Origin of the sequence: Nocardia sp. NPDC058176, assembly GCF_042883805.1 — a bacterium.
Lineage (GTDB): Bacteria > Actinomycetota > Actinomycetes > Mycobacteriales > Mycobacteriaceae > Nocardia.
On the sequence record NZ_JBHVVA010000003.1, the window covers coordinates 75,059 to 92,815 of the forward strand.

At 70.5% G+C, this 17,757-nt stretch carries 13 protein-coding genes; 6 read left to right on the forward strand and 7 right to left on the reverse strand.

What is annotated here, in order from left to right; genetic code table 11:
* Nucleotides 1–11: 11 nt before the first annotated feature.
* Genes ACFVVM_RS18490 through ACFVVM_RS18500 form a run of 3 tightly spaced genes read right to left on the reverse strand, consistent with a single transcriptional unit; the run spans nt 12 to nt 10,522 of the window.
* On the reverse strand, nt 12–1,010 hold the full coding sequence (locus ACFVVM_RS18490) for an ABC transporter substrate-binding protein (protein WP_387619464.1): 999 nt from the start codon (nt 1,008–1,010) through the stop codon (nt 12–14).
* Nucleotides 1,011–1,049: 39 nt separating this feature from the next.
* Entirely contained in the window at nt 1,050–8,864 is a 7,815-nt protein-coding gene (locus tag ACFVVM_RS18495; protein WP_387619467.1) for an amino acid adenylation domain-containing protein, read from the reverse strand.
* The gene (locus tag ACFVVM_RS18500; RefSeq protein ID WP_387619469.1) at nt 8,861–10,522 is read right to left on the reverse strand and encodes a (2,3-dihydroxybenzoyl)adenylate synthase; all 1,662 of its coding nucleotides are present in this window, start codon (nt 10,520–10,522) and stop codon (nt 8,861–8,863) included. The genes ACFVVM_RS18495 and ACFVVM_RS18500 overlap by 4 nt, the downstream gene beginning before the upstream one ends.
* 55 nt (nt 10,523–10,577) lie before the next feature.
* Here ACFVVM_RS18500 and ACFVVM_RS18505 point away from each other — a divergent pair, with 55 nt between their 5' ends.
* The 3 genes from ACFVVM_RS18505 to ACFVVM_RS18515 all read left to right on the forward strand — a co-directional run bounded on the left by ACFVVM_RS18505 (nt 10,578) and on the right by ACFVVM_RS18515 (nt 13,211).
* A complete protein-coding gene (locus ACFVVM_RS18505) occupies nt 10,578–11,375 on the forward strand; it encodes an SDR family oxidoreductase (RefSeq protein ID WP_387619471.1) in 798 nt (265 codons plus the stop codon).
* Nucleotides 11,376–11,433: 58 nt separating this feature from the next.
* Nucleotides 11,434–12,081: an isochorismatase family protein gene (locus tag ACFVVM_RS18510; RefSeq protein ID WP_387619474.1), complete on the forward strand. Its 648-nt coding sequence runs from the start codon at nt 11,434–11,436 to the stop codon at nt 12,079–12,081.
* Between the two features lie 170 nt (nt 12,082–12,251).
* A complete protein-coding gene (locus ACFVVM_RS18515; RefSeq protein WP_387619477.1) occupies nt 12,252–13,211 on the forward strand; it encodes an AMP-binding protein in 960 nt (319 codons plus the stop codon).
* A gap of 5 nt (nt 13,212–13,216) precedes the next feature.
* Here ACFVVM_RS18515 and ACFVVM_RS18520 read toward each other — a convergent pair whose 3' ends face one another.
* The 3 genes from ACFVVM_RS18520 to ybaK form a co-directional block, all read right to left on the reverse strand.
* Nucleotides 13,217–15,133, reverse strand: a complete 1,917-nt coding sequence (locus ACFVVM_RS18520; RefSeq protein ID WP_387619480.1) for a hypothetical protein — start codon at nt 15,131–15,133, stop codon at nt 13,217–13,219.
* A gap of 150 nt (nt 15,134–15,283) precedes the next feature.
* On the reverse strand, nt 15,284–15,577 hold the full coding sequence (locus tag ACFVVM_RS18525) for a hypothetical protein (protein ID WP_387619482.1): 294 nt from the start codon (nt 15,575–15,577) through the stop codon (nt 15,284–15,286).
* 99 nt (nt 15,578–15,676) lie between these two features.
* Nucleotides 15,677–16,168, reverse strand: a complete 492-nt coding sequence (gene ybaK / locus ACFVVM_RS18530) for a Cys-tRNA(Pro) deacylase (protein WP_387619485.1) — start codon at nt 16,166–16,168, stop codon at nt 15,677–15,679.
* A 195-nt stretch (nt 16,169–16,363) separates the two neighbouring features.
* On the opposite strand from ybaK, the gene ACFVVM_RS18535 reads away from it, so the two are divergent.
* The gene (locus ACFVVM_RS18535; protein ID WP_387620859.1) at nt 16,364–16,975 is read left to right on the forward strand and encodes a sigma-70 family RNA polymerase sigma factor; all 612 of its coding nucleotides are present in this window, start codon (nt 16,364–16,366) and stop codon (nt 16,973–16,975) included.
* On the forward strand, nt 16,972–17,250 hold the full coding sequence (rsrA, locus tag ACFVVM_RS18540; RefSeq protein ID WP_387619487.1) for a mycothiol system anti-sigma-R factor: 279 nt from the start codon (nt 16,972–16,974) through the stop codon (nt 17,248–17,250). Before ACFVVM_RS18535 ends, rsrA begins: the two co-directional genes overlap by 4 nt.
* Nucleotides 17,251–17,315: 65 nt before the next feature.
* Here the strand turns inward: rsrA and ACFVVM_RS18545 are convergent, their stop codons facing one another.
* Complete coding sequence (locus ACFVVM_RS18545) at nt 17,316–17,390, reverse strand: 50S ribosomal protein bL37 (RefSeq protein WP_022597109.1); 75 nt, start codon at nt 17,388–17,390, stop codon at nt 17,316–17,318.
* A 149-nt stretch (nt 17,391–17,539) separates the two neighbouring features.
* On the opposite strand from ACFVVM_RS18545, the gene ACFVVM_RS18550 reads away from it, so the two are divergent.
* Nucleotides 17,540–17,755, forward strand: coding sequence for a biotin/lipoyl-binding carrier protein (locus ACFVVM_RS18550; protein ID WP_387619489.1), 216 nt, complete (start codon nt 17,540–17,542; stop codon nt 17,753–17,755).
* Nucleotides 17,756–17,757 lie beyond the last annotated feature (2 nt).

The window sequence follows — 17,757 nt, forward strand, 5'->3', positions numbered from 1 at the left end:
TTGGAGCGGCGTCAGGCCGCGGGCTTGAACTTCTCGATCGCGCCCTTGATGTCCTCGGCCTGCAGACCAGCGGCTTCGAACGTGTAGGTGTAGGGCGTGCGCAGCGGGAAGACGTTGCCTGCCGCGACGGCGGGCAGCGACTTGAACACCGGCGAGTCCAGCAGCGCCTGGGTGCGGGCGGTGGGCTTGCCGTTGATGTCGGCTTCGAAGAAGATGGCCTTCGCCGAGGCGAGGCGCGGCAGGTCCTCGAGCGAGATCTGCTGGTTGTAGCGCTCCGGGTTCGGCTCGGCGCCGGAGAAGTAGGTCAGACCCGACTTGGTCAGCCGCTCGTAGACCAGCGCCTTGCTGGTCGCGATCTGGAAGTTGCCCGCCTGCGCGGACCCCTCGGCGTAGACGACCTCACCGAGCGCGCCGATCTTGTCCTTCTCGGCGATCGAGATCTCGGCCCAGGTCTTGTCCAGGTCCGACAGCTTCAGGGCGGTGTCGGCCTGCTTGCCGACGACCTCGGCGACCTTCGGGTAGTTCAGCCACACACCGGTGGGCTCGTTGATCTCGAGCGCGACGGTCGGCGCGATGTCCGACAGCGCGGTGAGGTCGATGCCCTTCATGCCGGGGCGGACCATGGTGACGATCAGGTCGGGCTTCAGCTCGACGATCTTCTCCAGGTTGACCGAGGTCTCGACACCGCCGACCGAGGGCACGTCCTTGACCTTGTCCAGCGCGGCCGGGCTCGCGTTGGTCTTCAGGTCGTCGAACATGCCGACGGGGGTGACATCGAGATCGACCAGCAGCGTGCCGACCAGCCAGCCCGCGACGACGCGCTTGGGCTCGGCGGGGACCTCGACGTCGCCGAGCGCCGTCCCGGTCACCACACGGGTGCCCGAAGCGGCTTCGGACGAATCCGTGTCGCCGGAATCGGATCCGCAGCCGGCGACAAGGCCGGCGACGGCCAGCGCGGCGATGACCGTGCGAACGCCCGGTCGGATACGCGCGAGGGAAAGCCTACTCATTCGTGTTCCATTCATAGCACCTACTTGGGATAGGCTTATCTAACCTGACCGATCCGTCTTTGTCAGGTCCGTCGCGTCCGGCAGTGCCTGCGCCCACAGTTCGGCGAGCAGCGCGACATCGTTGTGCCGGATCGCACCGGGCAGATACGTGAACCGGGCGCGCAGCAGCACCTGGTCACCGGATGCCTCGGCGCGCACATTGATCTCCAGCGGGTATTCCACCGACAGCTCCGCATCGGCCGCCGCCGACACCGTGCGCGCCTCCGGCGCCGGTCGCCAGTCCGCGGCCGCGCCGAACTCGACCCGGCCCAGGTAGTTGAACAGCACCTGGGGCCGCGGCAGGGCGGCCAGCACGCGGGCGGTGCGCGGGTTGGCATAGCGCAGCATGCCGAAACCGATCCCGCCGTCCGGCGCGGCGGCCATCGCGGCCGCGGTGGTGAGGACCACCGAGTCCGGATCGTCGCTCGCGGGCAGCCGGACCGGCGTGACATTGGTGAGCCAGCCGACGGTGCGGGTGAGATCGAGATCGCCGAAGCCGTCGCGGCCGTGCCGCTCCACATCCACGGTCAGATCGCCGTCGGGCACCCCGGCGCCCGCCCGCCAGCGGCTGACCGCCAGCCGCAGTGCCGCCACCAGCAGATCGGTGGTCGGGATCGGCCGGGCGGGTGCGGTGATCGCGGTCGCGATCTCGTCGCCGACCTCGATGTCGAGATGGGCCAGTTCCGCGACCGTGCCCGGATGATCGCCCGTGGCAACGAGATTCGCGCCCGGTGCGAGGACCGTCCGCCAGTGCGTGAGTTCCGCGAGGCGCTGTGCGGCCTGGGCGGTCACCGCGTCGGCGTAGCTGCGCAGGGAGACCGGCACCGGGTCGAGCTCGCGGTCGTGGGCGGCCTGGTCGAGATCGTCGAGCAGGATGCGCCAAGACGCGCCGTCGACCACCAGGTGGTGGGCGACGATGACGAGGTAGCCGGGTTCGCCCGCGCCGCGATCGACGTGGGTGAACCGGACGAGCACGCCCGCCTCGGGATCGAGTCGACTGGCCGCGGTGTCGGCGAGTTCGTCGAGCGCGGCCGGAATCGGCGCGTCCGGGGGCAGTGTCACCGTGTCGAGCAGAGCCGTGGCGTCGACGGTGGCCGCCGACCGGGTGTGCAGGGTCCAGACCTGCCCGCCGACCCTGGTCGACTGCAGGCGCAGCGCGTCGTGCCGGGCGACCAGCGCGGCGATCACCCGCTCGACCCGCGCGGTCTCGGTGCCCGCGGGCAGCCGCACGACCACGGTCTGGTTGAGTCGGGTGCTGGGTCCGGTGCGCTGGACGAGCTTGCTCACGATCGGGGTGAGCGGCACCGGGCCGACGCTGTCGTCGTCGGCGAGAGTGCCCGCCTCCGTCGCCGCAGCGGCCAGCGCGCGGACCGTGCGGTGTTCGAACACCGCACGGGCCGACAGTTCGAGGCCCCGCTTGCGCAGTTTGCCGACCAGGCTCAGGGCAACGATGCTGTCGCCGCCGAGGGCGAAGAAATCGCTGTCGGGGCCCAGTGTTTCGACATCGGCGGTGCGCACGACCTCCGCGATGGCCTGTGCCACCAGGGTTTCGCGCTCGGTCAGCGGTTCACCGGCCGACTCCTCCTGGGCGGGAACGAGTTTCGCCAGTGCCGTGCGATCGAGCTTGCCGTTGGCGGTGACCGGCAAATCCTCGACGACGATCACCGCGGCGGGCAGCATGTGCGCGGGCAGCGTCCGCGCCAGCGCGTCGATGACCGCGCGCGGCGTCAGCTCCGTGACCGCGTAGCCGACGAGATTGTGCCTGCCGTCGTCGTAGGTGTGCACCAGGGTGGCCGCGCGGTCGACGCCGTCCACGGCGTGCAGCGCGGCATCGATCTCGCCGAGTTCGATGCGCTGCCCGCGGATCTTCACCTGGAAGTCGGACCGGCCCGCGTACTCGACCTGCCCGGCGGTGTTCCAGCGGCCGATGTCGCCGGTGCGGTAGAGCCGGGAACCGTCGGCCGCGAACGGATTCGCGACGAACCGGTCCGCGGTCAGTGCCGGGCGGTGCAGGTAGCCGCGGGCGAGCTGGACACCGGCGAGATAGATGTCGCCGTATCCGCCCACCGGCACCGGCGCCAGATCCCGGTCCAGGACATGGATCCGGGTGTTCCAGACCGGTGCGCCGATCGCGACGATCGGGCTGTCGCCCGCGGGCACCTCGGTGGCGGTGACGTCGACGGCGGCCTCGGTGGGGCCGTAGAGGTTGTGCAGCTCGACCGTGAGCAGCTCGTGGCAGCGATCGCGCAGCGCGGGGGTGAGCGCCTCGCCACTGCACAGCACGCGCCGCAGCCGGGGCAGCTCGCCCAGCGTCGGCTCGGCCAGGAACGCGCCGAGCATCGACGGCACGAAGTGCACGGTGGTGATGCCGGTGCGGCGGATCAGATCGGCCAGGTAGGCCGGATCGCGGTGGCCGTCGGGCGCGGCGAGCACGATGGTCGCGCCGACGGTCAACGGCCAGAACAACTCCCACACCGAGACGTCGAAGCTGATCGGCGTCTTGTGCAGCACCCGCTCGCCCGGGACCAGCCCGTATTCCCGCTGCATCCAGCGCAGCCGGTTGACGATGGCGTCGTGCGCGACGACCACGCCCTTGGGCTTGCCGGTGGAGCCGGAGGTGTAGATGACATAGGCAGCCCTGGTGGCCGGGAGCACGCACGGCGCGAATTCGCGACCCGCCGCCACGGGCACCGCCGGTGCGCCGTTCTCGTCGACGAGCAGCCCCGTGATGCCCTCGGGCGCCGCCTGCGGGCGGTCGTCGATCAGGACCGACGGGCGGGCGTCGGTGAGCATGTACTCGATCCGGTCGGCCGGGTAGCCGCGGTCCACCGGCAGGTAGGCGGCGCCGACCCGGTGTACCGCCAGCACCGCGACCAGCAGGGCGAACGAGCGGTCCAGTGCCACGGCGACGATGTCGTCGACCCCGACGCCGCGGGCGTCGAGTTCGGCGGCCAGTACCGCCACGGCGCGATCGAGCTCGCGGTAGCTCAGTTCCCGGTCGCCGAAGACCAGCGCGGTCTGCTCGGGATGATCGCGGAAGCTGTCCGCGATCAGCGCCGGCAGGTCCAGTGCGGCGTCGAAGGGTGCGGTGGTGTCGTTCCAGCGACGCAGCTGCTCGCGCTCGGCCGGTTCGAGCACCGACAGCGCGCGCAGACCGATCCCCGGATCGGTGGTCACCGCGTCCACGAGCTGGAGCAGGCGCTCGGCGACGGTGGCGACGGTGGCGCGGTCGAACAGCGCGGTGGCGTACTCGATGCGGGCCGAGATGCCCTGTCCGGCCGCCTGTTCCAGGAAGTCGAAGGTCAGGTCGAACTTGGCCGAGCGGATCTCCGGATGCCGGATCTCGGCGCGCAGGCCCGCGAAGTCGGGGGCGGTGATCGGCTTGCGGTACTGCACCATCGTCTGGAACAGCGGGGTCCGGCCGGTCACCCGATCCTGGCCGGCCAGCTCGACCATGACGTCGAAGGGCAGGTCCTGGTGCTCGAAGGCGGCCAGGTCCTGCGCGCGGATCCGCCGCAGCAGCTCGGTGAAGTCCAGGTCGCCGGACAGGTCGGTGCGCAGCGCGACGGTATTGGTGAACAGGCCGACGATCTCCTCGACCCCCGCGCCGGTGCGTCCGGAGACCGGGGTGCCCACGACGATGTCGCGACCACCGGAGAGCTTGGCCAGCAGGGTCGCCACCAGGGCGTGCACCACCATGAACCCGGTCGCGCCGACCGAACGACCCAGCTCGGCCAGGGCCTGCGCGCGCACGGTGTCGATGGTGAAATCGACGACGGCACCGGCGAAGTCGGGCTGTTCGGGCCGCGGCCGGTCATAGGGGAGTGCCAGTTCCTCCGGCGCGCCGGCCAGGGCGTTCGACCAGAACTCCCGGTGCGGCGCCAGCGCCTCACCCGTCGACCGCTGACAGGTGGCGTAATCGGCGTAGCTCAGCGGCAGCGCGGACCAGGCGGGCACGAACCCGAGGACCCGGCTGCGATAGGCGATCGCCAAGTCGCGGAACAGGATCGGGGTCGACCACTCGTCGCCCGCGACATGGTGCAGGCACACCAGCAGCAGCGCGGTGCCGGACCCGGTGTGCACGAGCGCGGCGCGAATCGGCAATTCGGTGTCGAGCCGGAACGGTTGCGCGCCAAGGCGTTCGACCTCTGCCATCGCGGCGTCGACACCACCGCGCGATGCCGTTGCGGCCGGCGACTGGGCCGCTGGTGCGTCGCGGTGTTCGGTCGCGGCGCCGAGCGAGCTTCGGTATCCGCGTTGATCCTTTTGTGCGCCTGGTTGCTCGGCCGCGGTGTCGAGCCCGCCGTGCGATGCGTGTTCGGGCTCAGGCCGATCCGTGTGTTCGGTGGCCAGGTCCCGGTGTGTGCCGGGGTGCTGGGCATCGGCGGGAGTCGCGTCGGGCACCGTGAGTTCGGTGAACGGGACCCGTTGGCCACGGGGGAGGACACGCTGGGCGGGTTCGCCGTCGATGTCGACGAGCAGGGTGCGCAGGGCGGCGTGGCGGTCGACGAGGTCGGACAGGGCGGCGGTGAGGCTGTTCACCTCTACGCGGCCGTGCAGTTCCAGCACGAACGGCAGGTTGTAGGCGCCCGCCGCACCGGCGATCTGCTCGACGGCCCACAGACGGTGCTGGGCGTGCGAGAGTGCGACGGTGGGACCGTGCTCGACCGGGACGATCGGCGGAAGGGTCACTGTCGTCAGGGTTTCCGAGGCGAGCCCCGCCGCCAGCTCGGCGACCGTCGGGTGCTCGAACAGGTCGCGTACCGAGACGGTCTGGCCCAGTTCGGTCTGTACCCGGATGGCGACACGGGCCGCGAGCAGCGAGTGGCCGCCGCGGGCGAAGAAGTCGTCCTCGACGCCGTAGTCGTCCAGGCCGAGGACCTCGCCGATGATCGCGGTGAGCCGGGTCTCCAGCTCGGTGTTCGCCGCCCGCGATGCGTGGGCGGAACCGGACCGGGCGGACAGCGCGCGCTTGTCGACCTTGCCGCCGGGCAGGCGGGGGATCTCCGCGATGATCTCGACGGCCGGAACCAGATACGACGGCAGCCGCTGCGCCAGCGCGCGCCGCAGGGCACCGGCGTCCAGCTCGGCGCCGACCACGAAGGAGCGCAACATCATCGCGCCCGTGCCATCGGCCACGGCGACCGTCGCCGAACCCTCGACACCGGGCAGTGCGGCCAGCGCCGCATCGACCTCACCGGGCTCGACCCGGTTGCCGCGAATCTTCACCTGCTGATCGGCGCGACCCAGATAGTCGAGTACACCGTCGCGTCGCCATCGCACGAGATCGCCGGTGGCATAACGCCGTTGACCGCTCGGCGCGGCGACGAAACGGGCAGCGGTCGCGGCCGGATTGCCGTGATACCCGCGCGCCACCTGCTCACCACGCACATACAGCTCACCCACCGCACCGGGCGCGACCGGACGCAGGAACCGGTCGAGCACCTCGAGCTCGACCTCGGGCACCGGTCGGCCGATCGCGACGTCCGCGCCGGCCATCTCCTGCCAGGTCACATCACCGGCGATCTCGGAGGAGCCGTAGGAGTTGATGATCCGGTTGTCGGCAGTGTGAAGCTGTTCCAGCAGTGCCGGATTCGTGCGCTCACCACTGAGGATCCACGTGCCGACCCGCTCACGCAGCGCGGGCGCGTGCGCGATCAGCTCGGCGGCCAGGGTCGGCACCGCGGTCAGCTGAGTGATCCGCTCGGCCTCGATCAATGCGGCCAGCGCGGGCACATCACGCAGCTGGGTATCGGTGGCGATCACCACGAGCGCCCCCGCCGCGAGGCCGGCCAGCAGCTCGGTGGTGCCATCGATGAAGGCGAACGAACTCTTCGACAGCCGGATATCGGGTTCGCCTGCGCCCCAGCTGTGCACAGCCCAGTCGATCCGCCCATTGAGCGCAGCCCTGGTCCCGAGCACACCTTTCGGCCGGCCGGTAGAACCGGAGGTGTAAACGAGGTAGGCCGGGTGATTCGGATCGACAGCCTGCGGCTGCGCAACCGTCTCGCCGCTGCGTGCCGCTGGTTCAGCTGGCGCACCCAGTGCGGCAGGCTCGGCACTACTCGGCAGCGGTGCGCCGAGCGCGGACAGCTCGGTGCTGCCCAGGCGCGCCACGGTGGTGTCCATATCGCCGATGACCAAGGTCGGGGTGGCGTCGGCGAGGATGTAGTCGATGCGTTCGCGGGGGTAACCCAGGTCGACCGGGACGTAGGTGGCGCCGGTGCGCAGGATCGCGAGGAGGGCGGTGGCGAAGGCGAAGCCGCGGGGGAGTGCCGCGACGACGCGGTCCTCGGGGCCGATGCCGCGGCGGCGTAATTCGGCGGCGAGACCGGCGGTGGACTCGGCCAATTGTGCGTAGGTCCAGTCGATTCCGTCGCAGCGGATCGCGACCGCGTCATCGGTGCGGGCCGTGATCACCGCCTCGATATCGGCGGGGCGGGTGGTGCGCGCGGGGCCGGTGCCCCAGCGGGTCAGCTCGGCGAGCTCGTCCTCGGTGCACAGTGCCAGCTCGGCGAGCGGGGTCTTCGGCTGCTCGGCGACCAAGGTGAGCAGGGTGGTGAAATGCCGGGAGAGCGTGGCGATCTCGGCATCGGTGAAGACGGTGTCGTGGAAGAACAGGTGCACGGTGAGGGTGGGTTCCAGGATCACCGTGACGGTCAGCGGGTAGTGCGTGGAATCGCGCGGCTGGACCGATTCGATGGACAGACCCGCCGCCCGGGTGACCGCCGCCATCGCCTCGCGCGCGTCCGGATAGGACTCGAACACCAGCAGCGTGTCGAACAGCTCGCCGTGCCCACTCGCCTGCTGGATCGCGGGCAGGCCGAGGTGCTGGTGGTCCATGGTCGCGGTCTGCGCCTGGTGCGCGCGCCGGATCACCTCGGCGAGATCGTCACTCGCCTCCTGACGGATGCGCACCACCGAGGTGCCGAGGAACATGCCGATCATCGATTCGACGCCCTCGATCTCGGGACTGCGCCCCGACACCGTGGAACCGAACAGCACATCGGCGGAGTCGACCGCCTGACCGAGCGTCAACCCCCACACCGCGGACACGATGGAGTTCACCGTGACCCCGAGTTCCCTGGCCCGCTCACCGAGCCGGACGCCGGTCTCGGCACTGAGCGGCAACGTATGCCGTTGCGGGCGAACGGCATTGCGCGTGGCACCGGTCGGGGCGAGCAGCGTCGGGCCGGGTACATCGGCCAGGGCCGTGCGCCACGCCGTGACGGCGGCGTCGTGGTCGCGCTCGTCGAGCCAGCGCAGGAAGTCGCGGAACGGCCGCACGGCGGGCAGCGCGCCCGGGTCCGGATCGGGATACAGCGCGAACAGTTCACGCACGAACAGCGGCGAGGACCAGCCGTCGAGCAGCAGGTGGTGATTGGTCAGCAGCAGCCGGAACCGGTCGGGACCCAGCGTGGCCAGGGTGAACCGCAGCAGCGGCGGCTTGGCCGGATCGAACCGTTCGGCGCGGTCGGCATCGAGGATCGCCGACCAGCGCGGCTCCAGCGCCGACTCCTCTATCCCGGTGAGATCGACGGTGCGCCAAGGGATCTCGACCCGCGACGGAACGATCGCGACCGGTTCACCGGTCTTGCGGGTGCGGAAGCAGGCCCGCAGGTTCGGGTGCCGTTCGAGCACCGCGTGCGCGGCCGCGCGCAGCCGCTCGCCGTCGAGCGGTCCGGTGATCTCGATCGTCGCCTGCACGGTGTAGACATCGACCTCGGTGCCGAGGCCGGAGACGAACAGCAGACCCTGCTGCAGCGGAGTCAGCGGCATGATGTCGCTGATCCGGCTGCGCTCCGGGGTGCTCACGAGCTGCTGTCCGCGTGGCTGGAGGCGGCCAGCAGGGCGGCGCGCAGCGCCCGCCTGCTGGTCTTGCCCACTCCGGTCTCGGGGAAGCTGTCGACCACCTCGACCAGATCCGGCAGCTTCCACGCCGCGACCCCGCGCTCGCGCACGAACTTGCGGACCGTCGCCAGGGTCGGCGGTGTCGCCGGGTCGGCGGCCAGCACGAACGCGCAGGTCCGCTCGCCCAGATGGGTGTCGGGCACCGAGACGATGATCGCGTCGCGCACCGCGGGATGGGCCAGCAGGTGCTCCTCGAGCTCTTCGGCCGAGACCTTCTCGCCGCCGCGATTGACCCGGTCGTCCTGGCGGCCCTTGACCACCAGATTGCCGTCCGGGCGCAGGCACACCACATCGCCGGTCCGGTACCAGCCGTCGGCGGTGAACGAGCGCTCGTTGGCCGCGGCATTGTCGTAGTAGCCGCGGATCGTGTACGGCCCCTTGGTCTGCAGCAGCCCGTCGGTGCCCGGCGGCACCGGCTCACCCTCCTCGTCCACCACCGCGACCTGGTCGTACTCCGACATCGGGCGACCCTGGGTGGACACGATCACCTCGGCCGGATCGTCGAGCCGGGTGTAGCAGACCAGCCCCTCGGCCATGCCGAACACCTGCTGCAGGGTCACCCCCAGCGCCGGACCGATCCGGGCGGCCAGTTCGTCGGGGCAGCGCGCGCCGCCGACCAGCAGCACGCGCAGCGTCGACAGATCGGGAGTGCCACCGGCCTCGGCGCGCTCGGCCCACAGCCGCGCCAGCGGCGGCACCAGTCCGGTGATCGTCACGCCGAACGCCTCGATGGCCGCGAAGGCCGTCGCCGGGGTCGGATCGGCCGCCATCGCCACGGTGCCGCCCGCCCACAGCGCGCCGAGGATGCCGGGCGAACTCATCGGGAAGTTGTGCGCGACCGGCAGTGCCGCCAGATAGACGGTGTCGGTGTCGAGTGCGCAGATCTCGGCGCTGCGCCGCACGCTGAACAGATAGTCGTCGTGGGTGCGCGGGATCAGCTTCGGGATACCGGTGGAGCCACCCGACAACTGCAGGAACGCCACATCCGAGGGGTCGGCGCGCGGGAATTCCCGTGGCGCCGAGCGCAGCTCGTCGAGGCTCACCGTGCCCGCGGGGACCGCGGTCCCGTCGCGATCGGGCAGCACGATCACCCGGGTGAGCGCGGGGACCTCGGCCGCGACCTCGGCGGCCAGCGCGGCGTGGTCGAAGAGCTGATGGTGATGGCAGGTGATGATCGCGACCGCGCCACTGGCCGTGCCGATCGGAATCAGCTCGGCCCTGCGGTGGGCGGGCAGGCAGAACACCGGCAGCGCCCCGAGCCGGAACAGTGCGAAGATCACCTCGACGAACTCGGCGACATTGGGCAGCTGCACCAGCACCCGGTCGCGCGCGGCGACACCCTGCTCGGCGAGTCCGGCGGCCAGGCTCGCGACGCGGGTGTCGAGATCGGCGTAGGTCCAGCGATGCGCCTGGTCGACCACGGCGATCGCGGTCGGGTTCGCGGCGGTGCGGGCGCGCAGGACATCGTCGAAAGTCTCGCCGGTCCACAGTCCGAGCTCGCGGTACTGTCGCGCCTCGTCGGCGGGCCACGGAGTGAAGCCGGGCAGGTGGGTGTCCAACATCGAACCTTCCAAGGGACGTTGTATTCGGCAGTTAGGTTAGTTTAGGCTAAACAACATGTCAGTTGTCGCGGAAGCGCACGGGCCGGTCGTGATCACCGGTGCCGCGGGCGGAATCGGGGCCGCGGTCGCCGCGGCGTTCGCCCGTCTCGGCGCACCGATCGCGCTGCTCGATCACGATCCCGCGGTGCACAAGGTGCTCGCCGAACTCGGCGTCGACGGATACGCCGGGGTGGTCGACGTCACCGACCGCGGCGCCGTCGATCGCGCCTTCGACGCGGCGATCGCCGCCGTCGGCAGGCCCACCGTCGTCGTGCACGCGGCCGGCGTGCTGGCGACCGGTCCGGTCGCCGAACTCACCGAGGCGCAATGGGATCGGTGTATCTCGGTGAACGCGACGGGCACCGTCAACGTCACCCGCCGCGCCGCGGCCGAACTGGTGGCCGACGGCGGTGGCTCGATCATCGTGGTCACCTCGAACGCGGGCGCCACCCCGCGCGCTGGGATGGCCGCCTACGGCGCGTCCAAGGCGGCGGCCGCCTCGTTCGCCCGCTCGCTCGGCCTCGAGGTGGCGGGCAGCGGCGTGCGGGTGAACCTGGTCTCGCCCGGTTCCACCGACACCCCGATGCTGCGCGAGATGTGGTCCGCCGACGGCGCGCCCGACGAACTCGCCGCCGCCGCGCGGGCAAAGATCGTCGCCGGTGACCCCGACGCCTACAAACTCGGCATCCCGCTGCGGCGGGTGGCCGACGCCGACGACGTCGCCGCGGCGGTCGTCTTTCTCGCCTCCGACGCCGCGCGGCACATCACGCTGCACGATCTGCGCGTCGACGGCGGCGCGACGCTCGACATCTGAGGCGCACCCGCGCCCGCTTCCCGACATCCCGCTCTGCCGAACTCGACTTGGAGACATCGTGGCCATTCCGCCGATCGCACCGTATTCGATTCCCGCGCCCGAGGAGGTCGCCGAGAACCGGGTGTCGTGGTCGATCGATCCGGGTCGTGCCGTGCTGCTGATCCACGACATGCAGCGCTACTTCATCAACGCCTACGAGCGCGACCAGGAGCCGATCTCCTCGGCGCTGGCCAACATGGCGCGCATCCGCCGGATGTGCACCGAGGCGGGCATCCCGGTCGTCTACACGATGCAGCCCGGCGATCAGCACCCGTCCCGGCGCGGCCTGCTCACCGACTTCTGGGGCACCGGCCTGACCACCGGCATCGACACCGAGGTGGTGCCCGAGCTGGCGCCGCAGCGCTCCGACATCCAGGTGACCAAGTGGCGCTACTCCGCCTTCCAGCGCACCGACCTGCGCGAACTGCTCAGCCACTACAACCGTGACCAGCTCATCGTCACCGGCGTGTACGCGCACATGGGTGTGCTGCTCAGCGCCGCCGAGGCGTTCATGAACGACGTGCGCCCGTTCGTCGTGCTCGACGCCACCGCCGACTTCAGCCGCGAGGAACACCTGATGGCGATGGACTACGCGGCCCGCCGCTGTGGCGTGGTGACCACCACCGACGCGCTCGAGCTGGAATTGCGCGAGGTCCGCGTCGCCTGAGACCATGCATCCGCGTGTTTCCCCCCGTAGCCGACGGGGTAACAGATGGGTGTGACTTACCGCACGGCCTGATTTAAAAGTTAGGTTTGCCTTTCCTTTGTGACAGTATGGCCGAAGACGGAATTCGTTCCGTGGGCTAAACAGGTAGTCGGAAGGGTGTGCGGGTGCATATGTCAGGTGTAGCTCTGTGTGTGGAGTCGACCGCGGTGGCATACGCCGATCGGGCCGCCGTGCTCGATGGCGATTGCCTGCACGATTACGCGACGCTGTGGGAAGCCGTCGGTCTCTTCGCGGCCGAGCTCGGCGCCGCCGGGATCGAGCCGGGACAGCGCGCGGCGATCTACATCGGGTCCGGGTACGAGTCGCTGCTGGCGATGCTCGCGGTCGAACACCTCGGCGCCGTCGCGGTGCCGCTGGACATCTTCGAACCGGTCGAACAGACCGTGCGGACCGTGCTGGCGACCCGAGTCGATCATCTGATCGGCCACATCGGCGACGGTCACCTCGTCGACGAACTCGCCGATGATCCCGCCGCCTCCGGTGCCACCGCGGTGACGGTGGCCGACGACTACACCCTGATCCGCCTGTGGCGTCCCCGCCCCGAGCCGGCATCGAGCGGGTCCGGCGGATTCGCCTTCTGCCTGTCCGGCGGCACCGCCGCGCTCACCGTCGGCAGTGCGGGACTGGCCGCCGCCGCCGGGGAACTGCGCGCCGATCTGGCGATGACCGCCGAGGACGTCGTCGCGGTGAGCGCGCCGCTCACCAGCCGGGCCGCCGTCGTGGCCGTGCTCGCGGCCGTCCAGGCGGGCGCCTGCCTGTCGCTGCGCCGCTACGCGGGCAGTGATCCGGCCCTGGTCGCCGGACAGCTCGGCGACGACGAGGCCTCGGTGCTGGTGTGCACGGCACCCGGCCTCGCCGAGCTGCGCGCGGTCGGTTCGCACGCGCTCCACACCGTGCGAGTTCTGGTGCTGCCCTCGGCGGGCGAGGCGGCCACCGCGGCGGTGCCCACCGTCGTCACCCTCGAACCCGCCCGCCGCCACACCCGGCTCGGCGCCCCCGCGTTCCGTGGCAGCCGACCCGCGCGCTCGGCACGCCGCTCGCAGGTGTGCTCCTGCGTGCGCGAGGACTGATCGCGCTAGCGCTCGGCGGTGAGCAGCTCGGCGAGCGCGTCCTCCTTGCGGGCGCGCAGGGTCGTGCCGATCGTGGCGAGCCCGGCCTCGGCCGGTAGCCACAGCGACTCGGCCAGCGCCGGTGCCAGCTCGGCCTCGGCGAGTTCGGCCGCGCGGCTGTGGCCGGTCGCGGCGAGCACCCGGCGCAGGGCACTGCCCGGTGCGGCCGGGGCGACGGGAACCACGTCGAACTGCGGCCGATCGGTCGCCTCCGGCGCGAACTCGAGGAAGACCTCGTCACCCGGGGTGAGCCCGAGGTGGTCGATGAACCGCTTGATGGTGCCCGATCGCGCCTGCACCGCCACCCACAGGATCGACTGCGGACCCAGCCTGCTGCTCAACTCGACCGACCGATTCGGGCCCGCCCCGACCAGCCCGGCCAGCGCCGCGGGCAGATTGAAGGCCGAACCCTTCACGTGCGGGGCCACGATCGTGGTGCGCAACCGCAGCACCGCGCCCTCGCGATAGAGATTGCGGGTCTTGGCGGGCGACTTGCGGGCGCGCTGGGTCTGCTTGCGCCGGGTCACGATCCCGTCGATCGTCATGTACTCACCCGAGGCCGCGTAGGTGCGGACGCTGAACTCCTTGACGTCGAACGCGCCGGTTAGCCGTTCGACCAATTCCTCGACCGGGATGCGACCGCCGTTGGCGTCGAGCACCTCGCCGATCTGCCGGTGGATCGGCACATAGCGCGAGGCGCCCCAGCGGGCCAGCGCCCAGTGCGCGCGATCGGTCTTGACGAACCGGTCGTCGGAGACCATCGCGTTGCGCACGCTCGACAGCGAGCGTGCCGGAACCACCGCGGCGTGGATGTCGTCGATCGTCATCGGCGAACCGGAGAGCGCGAGCACGGCGGCGATGTTGTCGTGCACCGAGGCCGAGCGGACCAGCACGTGCCCGTCGAGCACCCGGTAGCCCGCGTAGTGCAGCCAGGTCGCGGCCTCGGCCTCGGAGATGTCGAGTTCGGCGGCGATCGCCGGGATGGCGACCAGGCCCTCGTCGCTGGCCAGCTCGGTCAGCACGGCGCGTACCCGGCCGCGGGCCGAGTCCATCGTCTCGGCGACCACCCAGCCGTCGACCACGTCGAAGCGGCTGTCCAGGTGCGCGAGCGCGAACCACAGCGCGATGCCCGTATCGCCCAGTGGCGCACCGAGTTCGGGAACGGCGGCGATCAGCCGGTCGAGTCCCGCGACCGGTCGCGCGGCGGCGGCCAGCCGATCGGCGGCGGCGTAGAGGTGCCGCGAGGAATGGAAGGCCGCGTGCACACGATCGCGCAGCCGGTTGTCGAGCTGGTTCACCCGCTCGCGCGAGATACCCAGTGCCGTACCGCATTCGGCCAGCGTGGTGCGGCGGTCGGTGAGAATGCGCGCGGTGAGCAGGAAGCGGTCGCGCTCGCCCAGTTCGCCGTAGAGCCGGTCGAACTCGGCCAGGGCGGGGGCGTTCGCCGGCTCGGTCTCGACGCTGCGCTGGATCAGTGCCGTGACGATCTCGGTGATCGAGGCGGGCCCGACGCCGCGCAGGGCGGCCAGCCGGGCCACGGTGAAGTCGGCCAGCTCGGTGGCGCCCGCGGCGCGCAGGGCGGCCTCGGTCCGCTCGCCGAGGCCGAGCGCGGTGGTGCTGTGCTCGGGGACGTGCGGGAAGGCCGTGGCCAGCGCGAGCTCGCGATGATCGCGGACGAACACCACGGCCAGCCTGCGGTACACCTCGTCGAGGTGCTCGGCGGGGACCGACTCGCCCGCGGGTGTCGTCATCCACGCGTTGGCGAGCAGGTCACCCTCGTCGAGCAGTGGTGGGCCGGGCCGATGTTCGCCGAGCCAGGGCAGGGCATCGAGCCAGGACAGCCGTGTCGAACCGCCGATGGAATAGCGGGACAGCCCACTCACCAACCTCTCCTGCTGCCAGTACTGTGTTGACGTTCACAAAGTATAGGCTTGACTGCGCTCACAGCAGGACCGGCGACCCACGGTTGCTGGCGCGAAACCCGAGGGTACCCGCGCGGCGTCGGTCGCTCCACCCGAATCGGCGGCGTCAGTTCACAGCGGGCAGGTGACCGTCTTGGTCGCGATGCTCAGGCCGCACTTGAGGACATTGCCGCCCAGATCGACGAGCTCGGTGGCCAGTCCGCCACCGAACTTCTCGGCGCGCTCGGCCCGCTCGTCGGTCTTGGGCTCGGTGCCACGGCCGGGGGCGTTCTCGTCGAACGGGAATTCCGATCCGCCCGGCGCGGCGGTCGCGACGGCGGTGGTGAGTACGGCCGGACCTGCGGTCACGGCGAGCACCGCGGCCACGGCGGCGACAACGGTACGCAGACGGGGGCGTGTGGACATCTCGCATCACATCCTCGGGTCGAATGGGGGTCGTTCCGGGCGCGGAATGCGTCCAACGGCATTCGGAGCGAGGCGAGTGACGGATGGGGCGGGTGGTGCTCAGCTGGTGATCGGCGCCGTCACCGCGCCCGTCGCCCGGACCAGCTCGGCCGGGGCCAGCTCGATCTCGAGGCCGCGCTTGCCCGCGCTGCACAGCACCCGGTCCCACTCCAGCGCCGAGGCGTCGATGACGGTCGGCAGGGTCTTGCGCTGCCCGAGCGGTGAGACCCCGCCGAGCACGTAACCGGTCGTGCGTTCGGCCTTGGCCTTGTCGGCCATGCTCGCCTTCGGCGCACCGAGCGCGGCCGCCGCGGCCTTGAGCGAGAGCTTCGCCGGGACGGGCAGCACCGCGACCGCCAGTGTCCCCGTGGACAGTTCGATCACCAGCGTCTTGAAGATCTGCGCGGCCGACACGCCGAGCTCGGCGCCGAGCGCGTCGACGGCCTCCTCGCCGAAGGACCGCTCGCGCGGATCGTGGGCGTAGGCGTGCACCCGGTGCGCGATCCCCGCACCGGTGAGGACCTTGATCGCGGGAGTCGACGCGGCAGCCATGGCGCCACGATATCGGCCGGGAACATCAGTGCGGGAGTCTCTGTTGCACACGAATGACAAGTCCCGCCCCCGGCGCCCCGCCGAACAACGTCAGGAGAGAGAGTGACACTGCTGCTCGATGAGCGTCCCGTCGCGGCTCAGGGTGCGCGATTGCCGATCGATTCCGTCGTGCCGGTAGATTCGGCAAGTACGGCGATCGAAGGGATTGGTGTGACGAGCGACGACGAAGTCGAGCTGGCGGCACGGTTCGAGCGCGACGCGCTCCCGATGCTCGACCAGCTCTATGGCGCCGCCCTGCGGATGACCAGGAACCCGGCCGATGCCGAGGACCTGGTGCAGGAGACGTATGTGAAGGCGTTCCAGGGGTTCAAGTCCTTCAAGGAGGGCACCAACCTGCGCGCCTGGCTCTACCGGATCCTCACCAACACCTACATCAACTCCTACCGCAAGAAGCAGCGCCAGCCCGCGCAGTATCCGACCGAGGAGATCAGCGACTGGCAGCTGGCCGCCACCGCCGAGCACACCTCGACCGGTCTGCGCTCGGCCGAGGTCGAGGCGCTCGACGCCCTGCCCGACGACGAGATCAAGGCCGCGCTGCAGCAGCTGCCGGAGGAATTCCGGATGGCGGTGTACTACGCCGACGTCGAAGGGTTCCCGTACAAGGAGATCGCCGACATCATGGGTACCCCGATCGGTACCGTGATGTCCCGGCTGCACCGCGGCCGCAAGCAACTCAAGGGTTTGCTCGCCGACGTGGCGCGCGAACGTGGATTCGACCGTGGGGAACGCCAGGAGGTTACGAAGTGAGCGACCCCGATCTGGAGATGGATTGCACGGCGGTACTGGCTGACGTGTGGCTCATGCTCGACGGCGAATGCGATCAGGCCACGCGCGAGCGGCTGCAGGAACACATGGACCACTGCAGTCCCTGCATCGAGGCCTACGGGATCGAGGAGAAGCTCAAGGGCCTGCTCAGCCGCAAATGCGGTGGTGAGCACGCGCCCGAGGGGCTGCGCGAGCGGCTCAAGCTCGAGATCCACCGGACCATCACGGTCACCAGGATCGAGACCACCGAGGGCTGAAGTCCGCCGGACAGCAGAAAAGGGGCACCCGAACCGGGTGCCCCTTTTCACGTTCCGAGCCTGGCTCAGGCGTTGGGCCGCTTGCCATGGTTGGCGGCGTTGCCCTTGCGGCTGCGCTTCTTACGTCCACGCTTACCCATTCGGTAGCTCCCTTCTCTGGGTCCTCCCCGCCGGAGCGCGGAGCACAATCTGATCGACGGTCATTGTTTCACGTGTGGTTGGCTGTAGCTTCGGCGGATACGGCCACCGCGCCCGCGCGCGTGGCCCAACGACTAACGAACGGGGTGTCATGCCTGAAGAAGTGCGCGCGGAGATGGTCTCTACCGTGCTCGCTGTCGAGGTCGCGGTGGGTCAGCACGTGCGGATCGACCAGACCCTGGTGCTGCTCGAGTCGATGAAGATGGAGATCCCGGTGCTCACCGAGATCGAAGGCGACGTCACCTCGATCGATGTCACCCCGGGTCAGGTTCTCCAGGCGGGCGACCTGATCGCCACCATCGCGTAAGA

What these genes read in the sequence shown, in the direction of transcription:
- ACFVVM_RS18490 (WP_387619464.1), bottom strand. Translation starts at nt 1,010, where the DNA reads ATGAGTAGGCTTTCCCTCGCGCGTATCCGACCGGGCGTTCGCACGGTC.
- ACFVVM_RS18500 (WP_387619469.1), bottom strand. Translation starts at nt 10,522, where the DNA reads ATGTTGGACACCCACCTGCCCGGCTTCACTCCGTGGCCCGCCGACGAG.
- ACFVVM_RS18505 (WP_387619471.1), top strand. Translation starts at nt 10,578, where the DNA reads ATGTCAGTTGTCGCGGAAGCGCACGGGCCGGTCGTGATCACCGGTGCC.
- ACFVVM_RS18515 (WP_387619477.1), top strand. Translation starts at nt 12,252, where the DNA reads ATGTCAGGTGTAGCTCTGTGTGTGGAGTCGACCGCGGTGGCATACGCC.
- ybaK (WP_387619485.1), bottom strand. Translation starts at nt 16,168, where the DNA reads ATGGCTGCCGCGTCGACTCCCGCGATCAAGGTCCTCACCGGTGCGGGG.
- ACFVVM_RS18550 (WP_387619489.1), top strand. Translation starts at nt 17,540, where the DNA reads ATGCCTGAAGAAGTGCGCGCGGAGATGGTCTCTACCGTGCTCGCTGTC.
- ACFVVM_RS18525 (WP_387619482.1), bottom strand. Translation starts at nt 15,577, where the DNA reads ATGTCCACACGCCCCCGTCTGCGTACCGTTGTCGCCGCCGTGGCCGCG.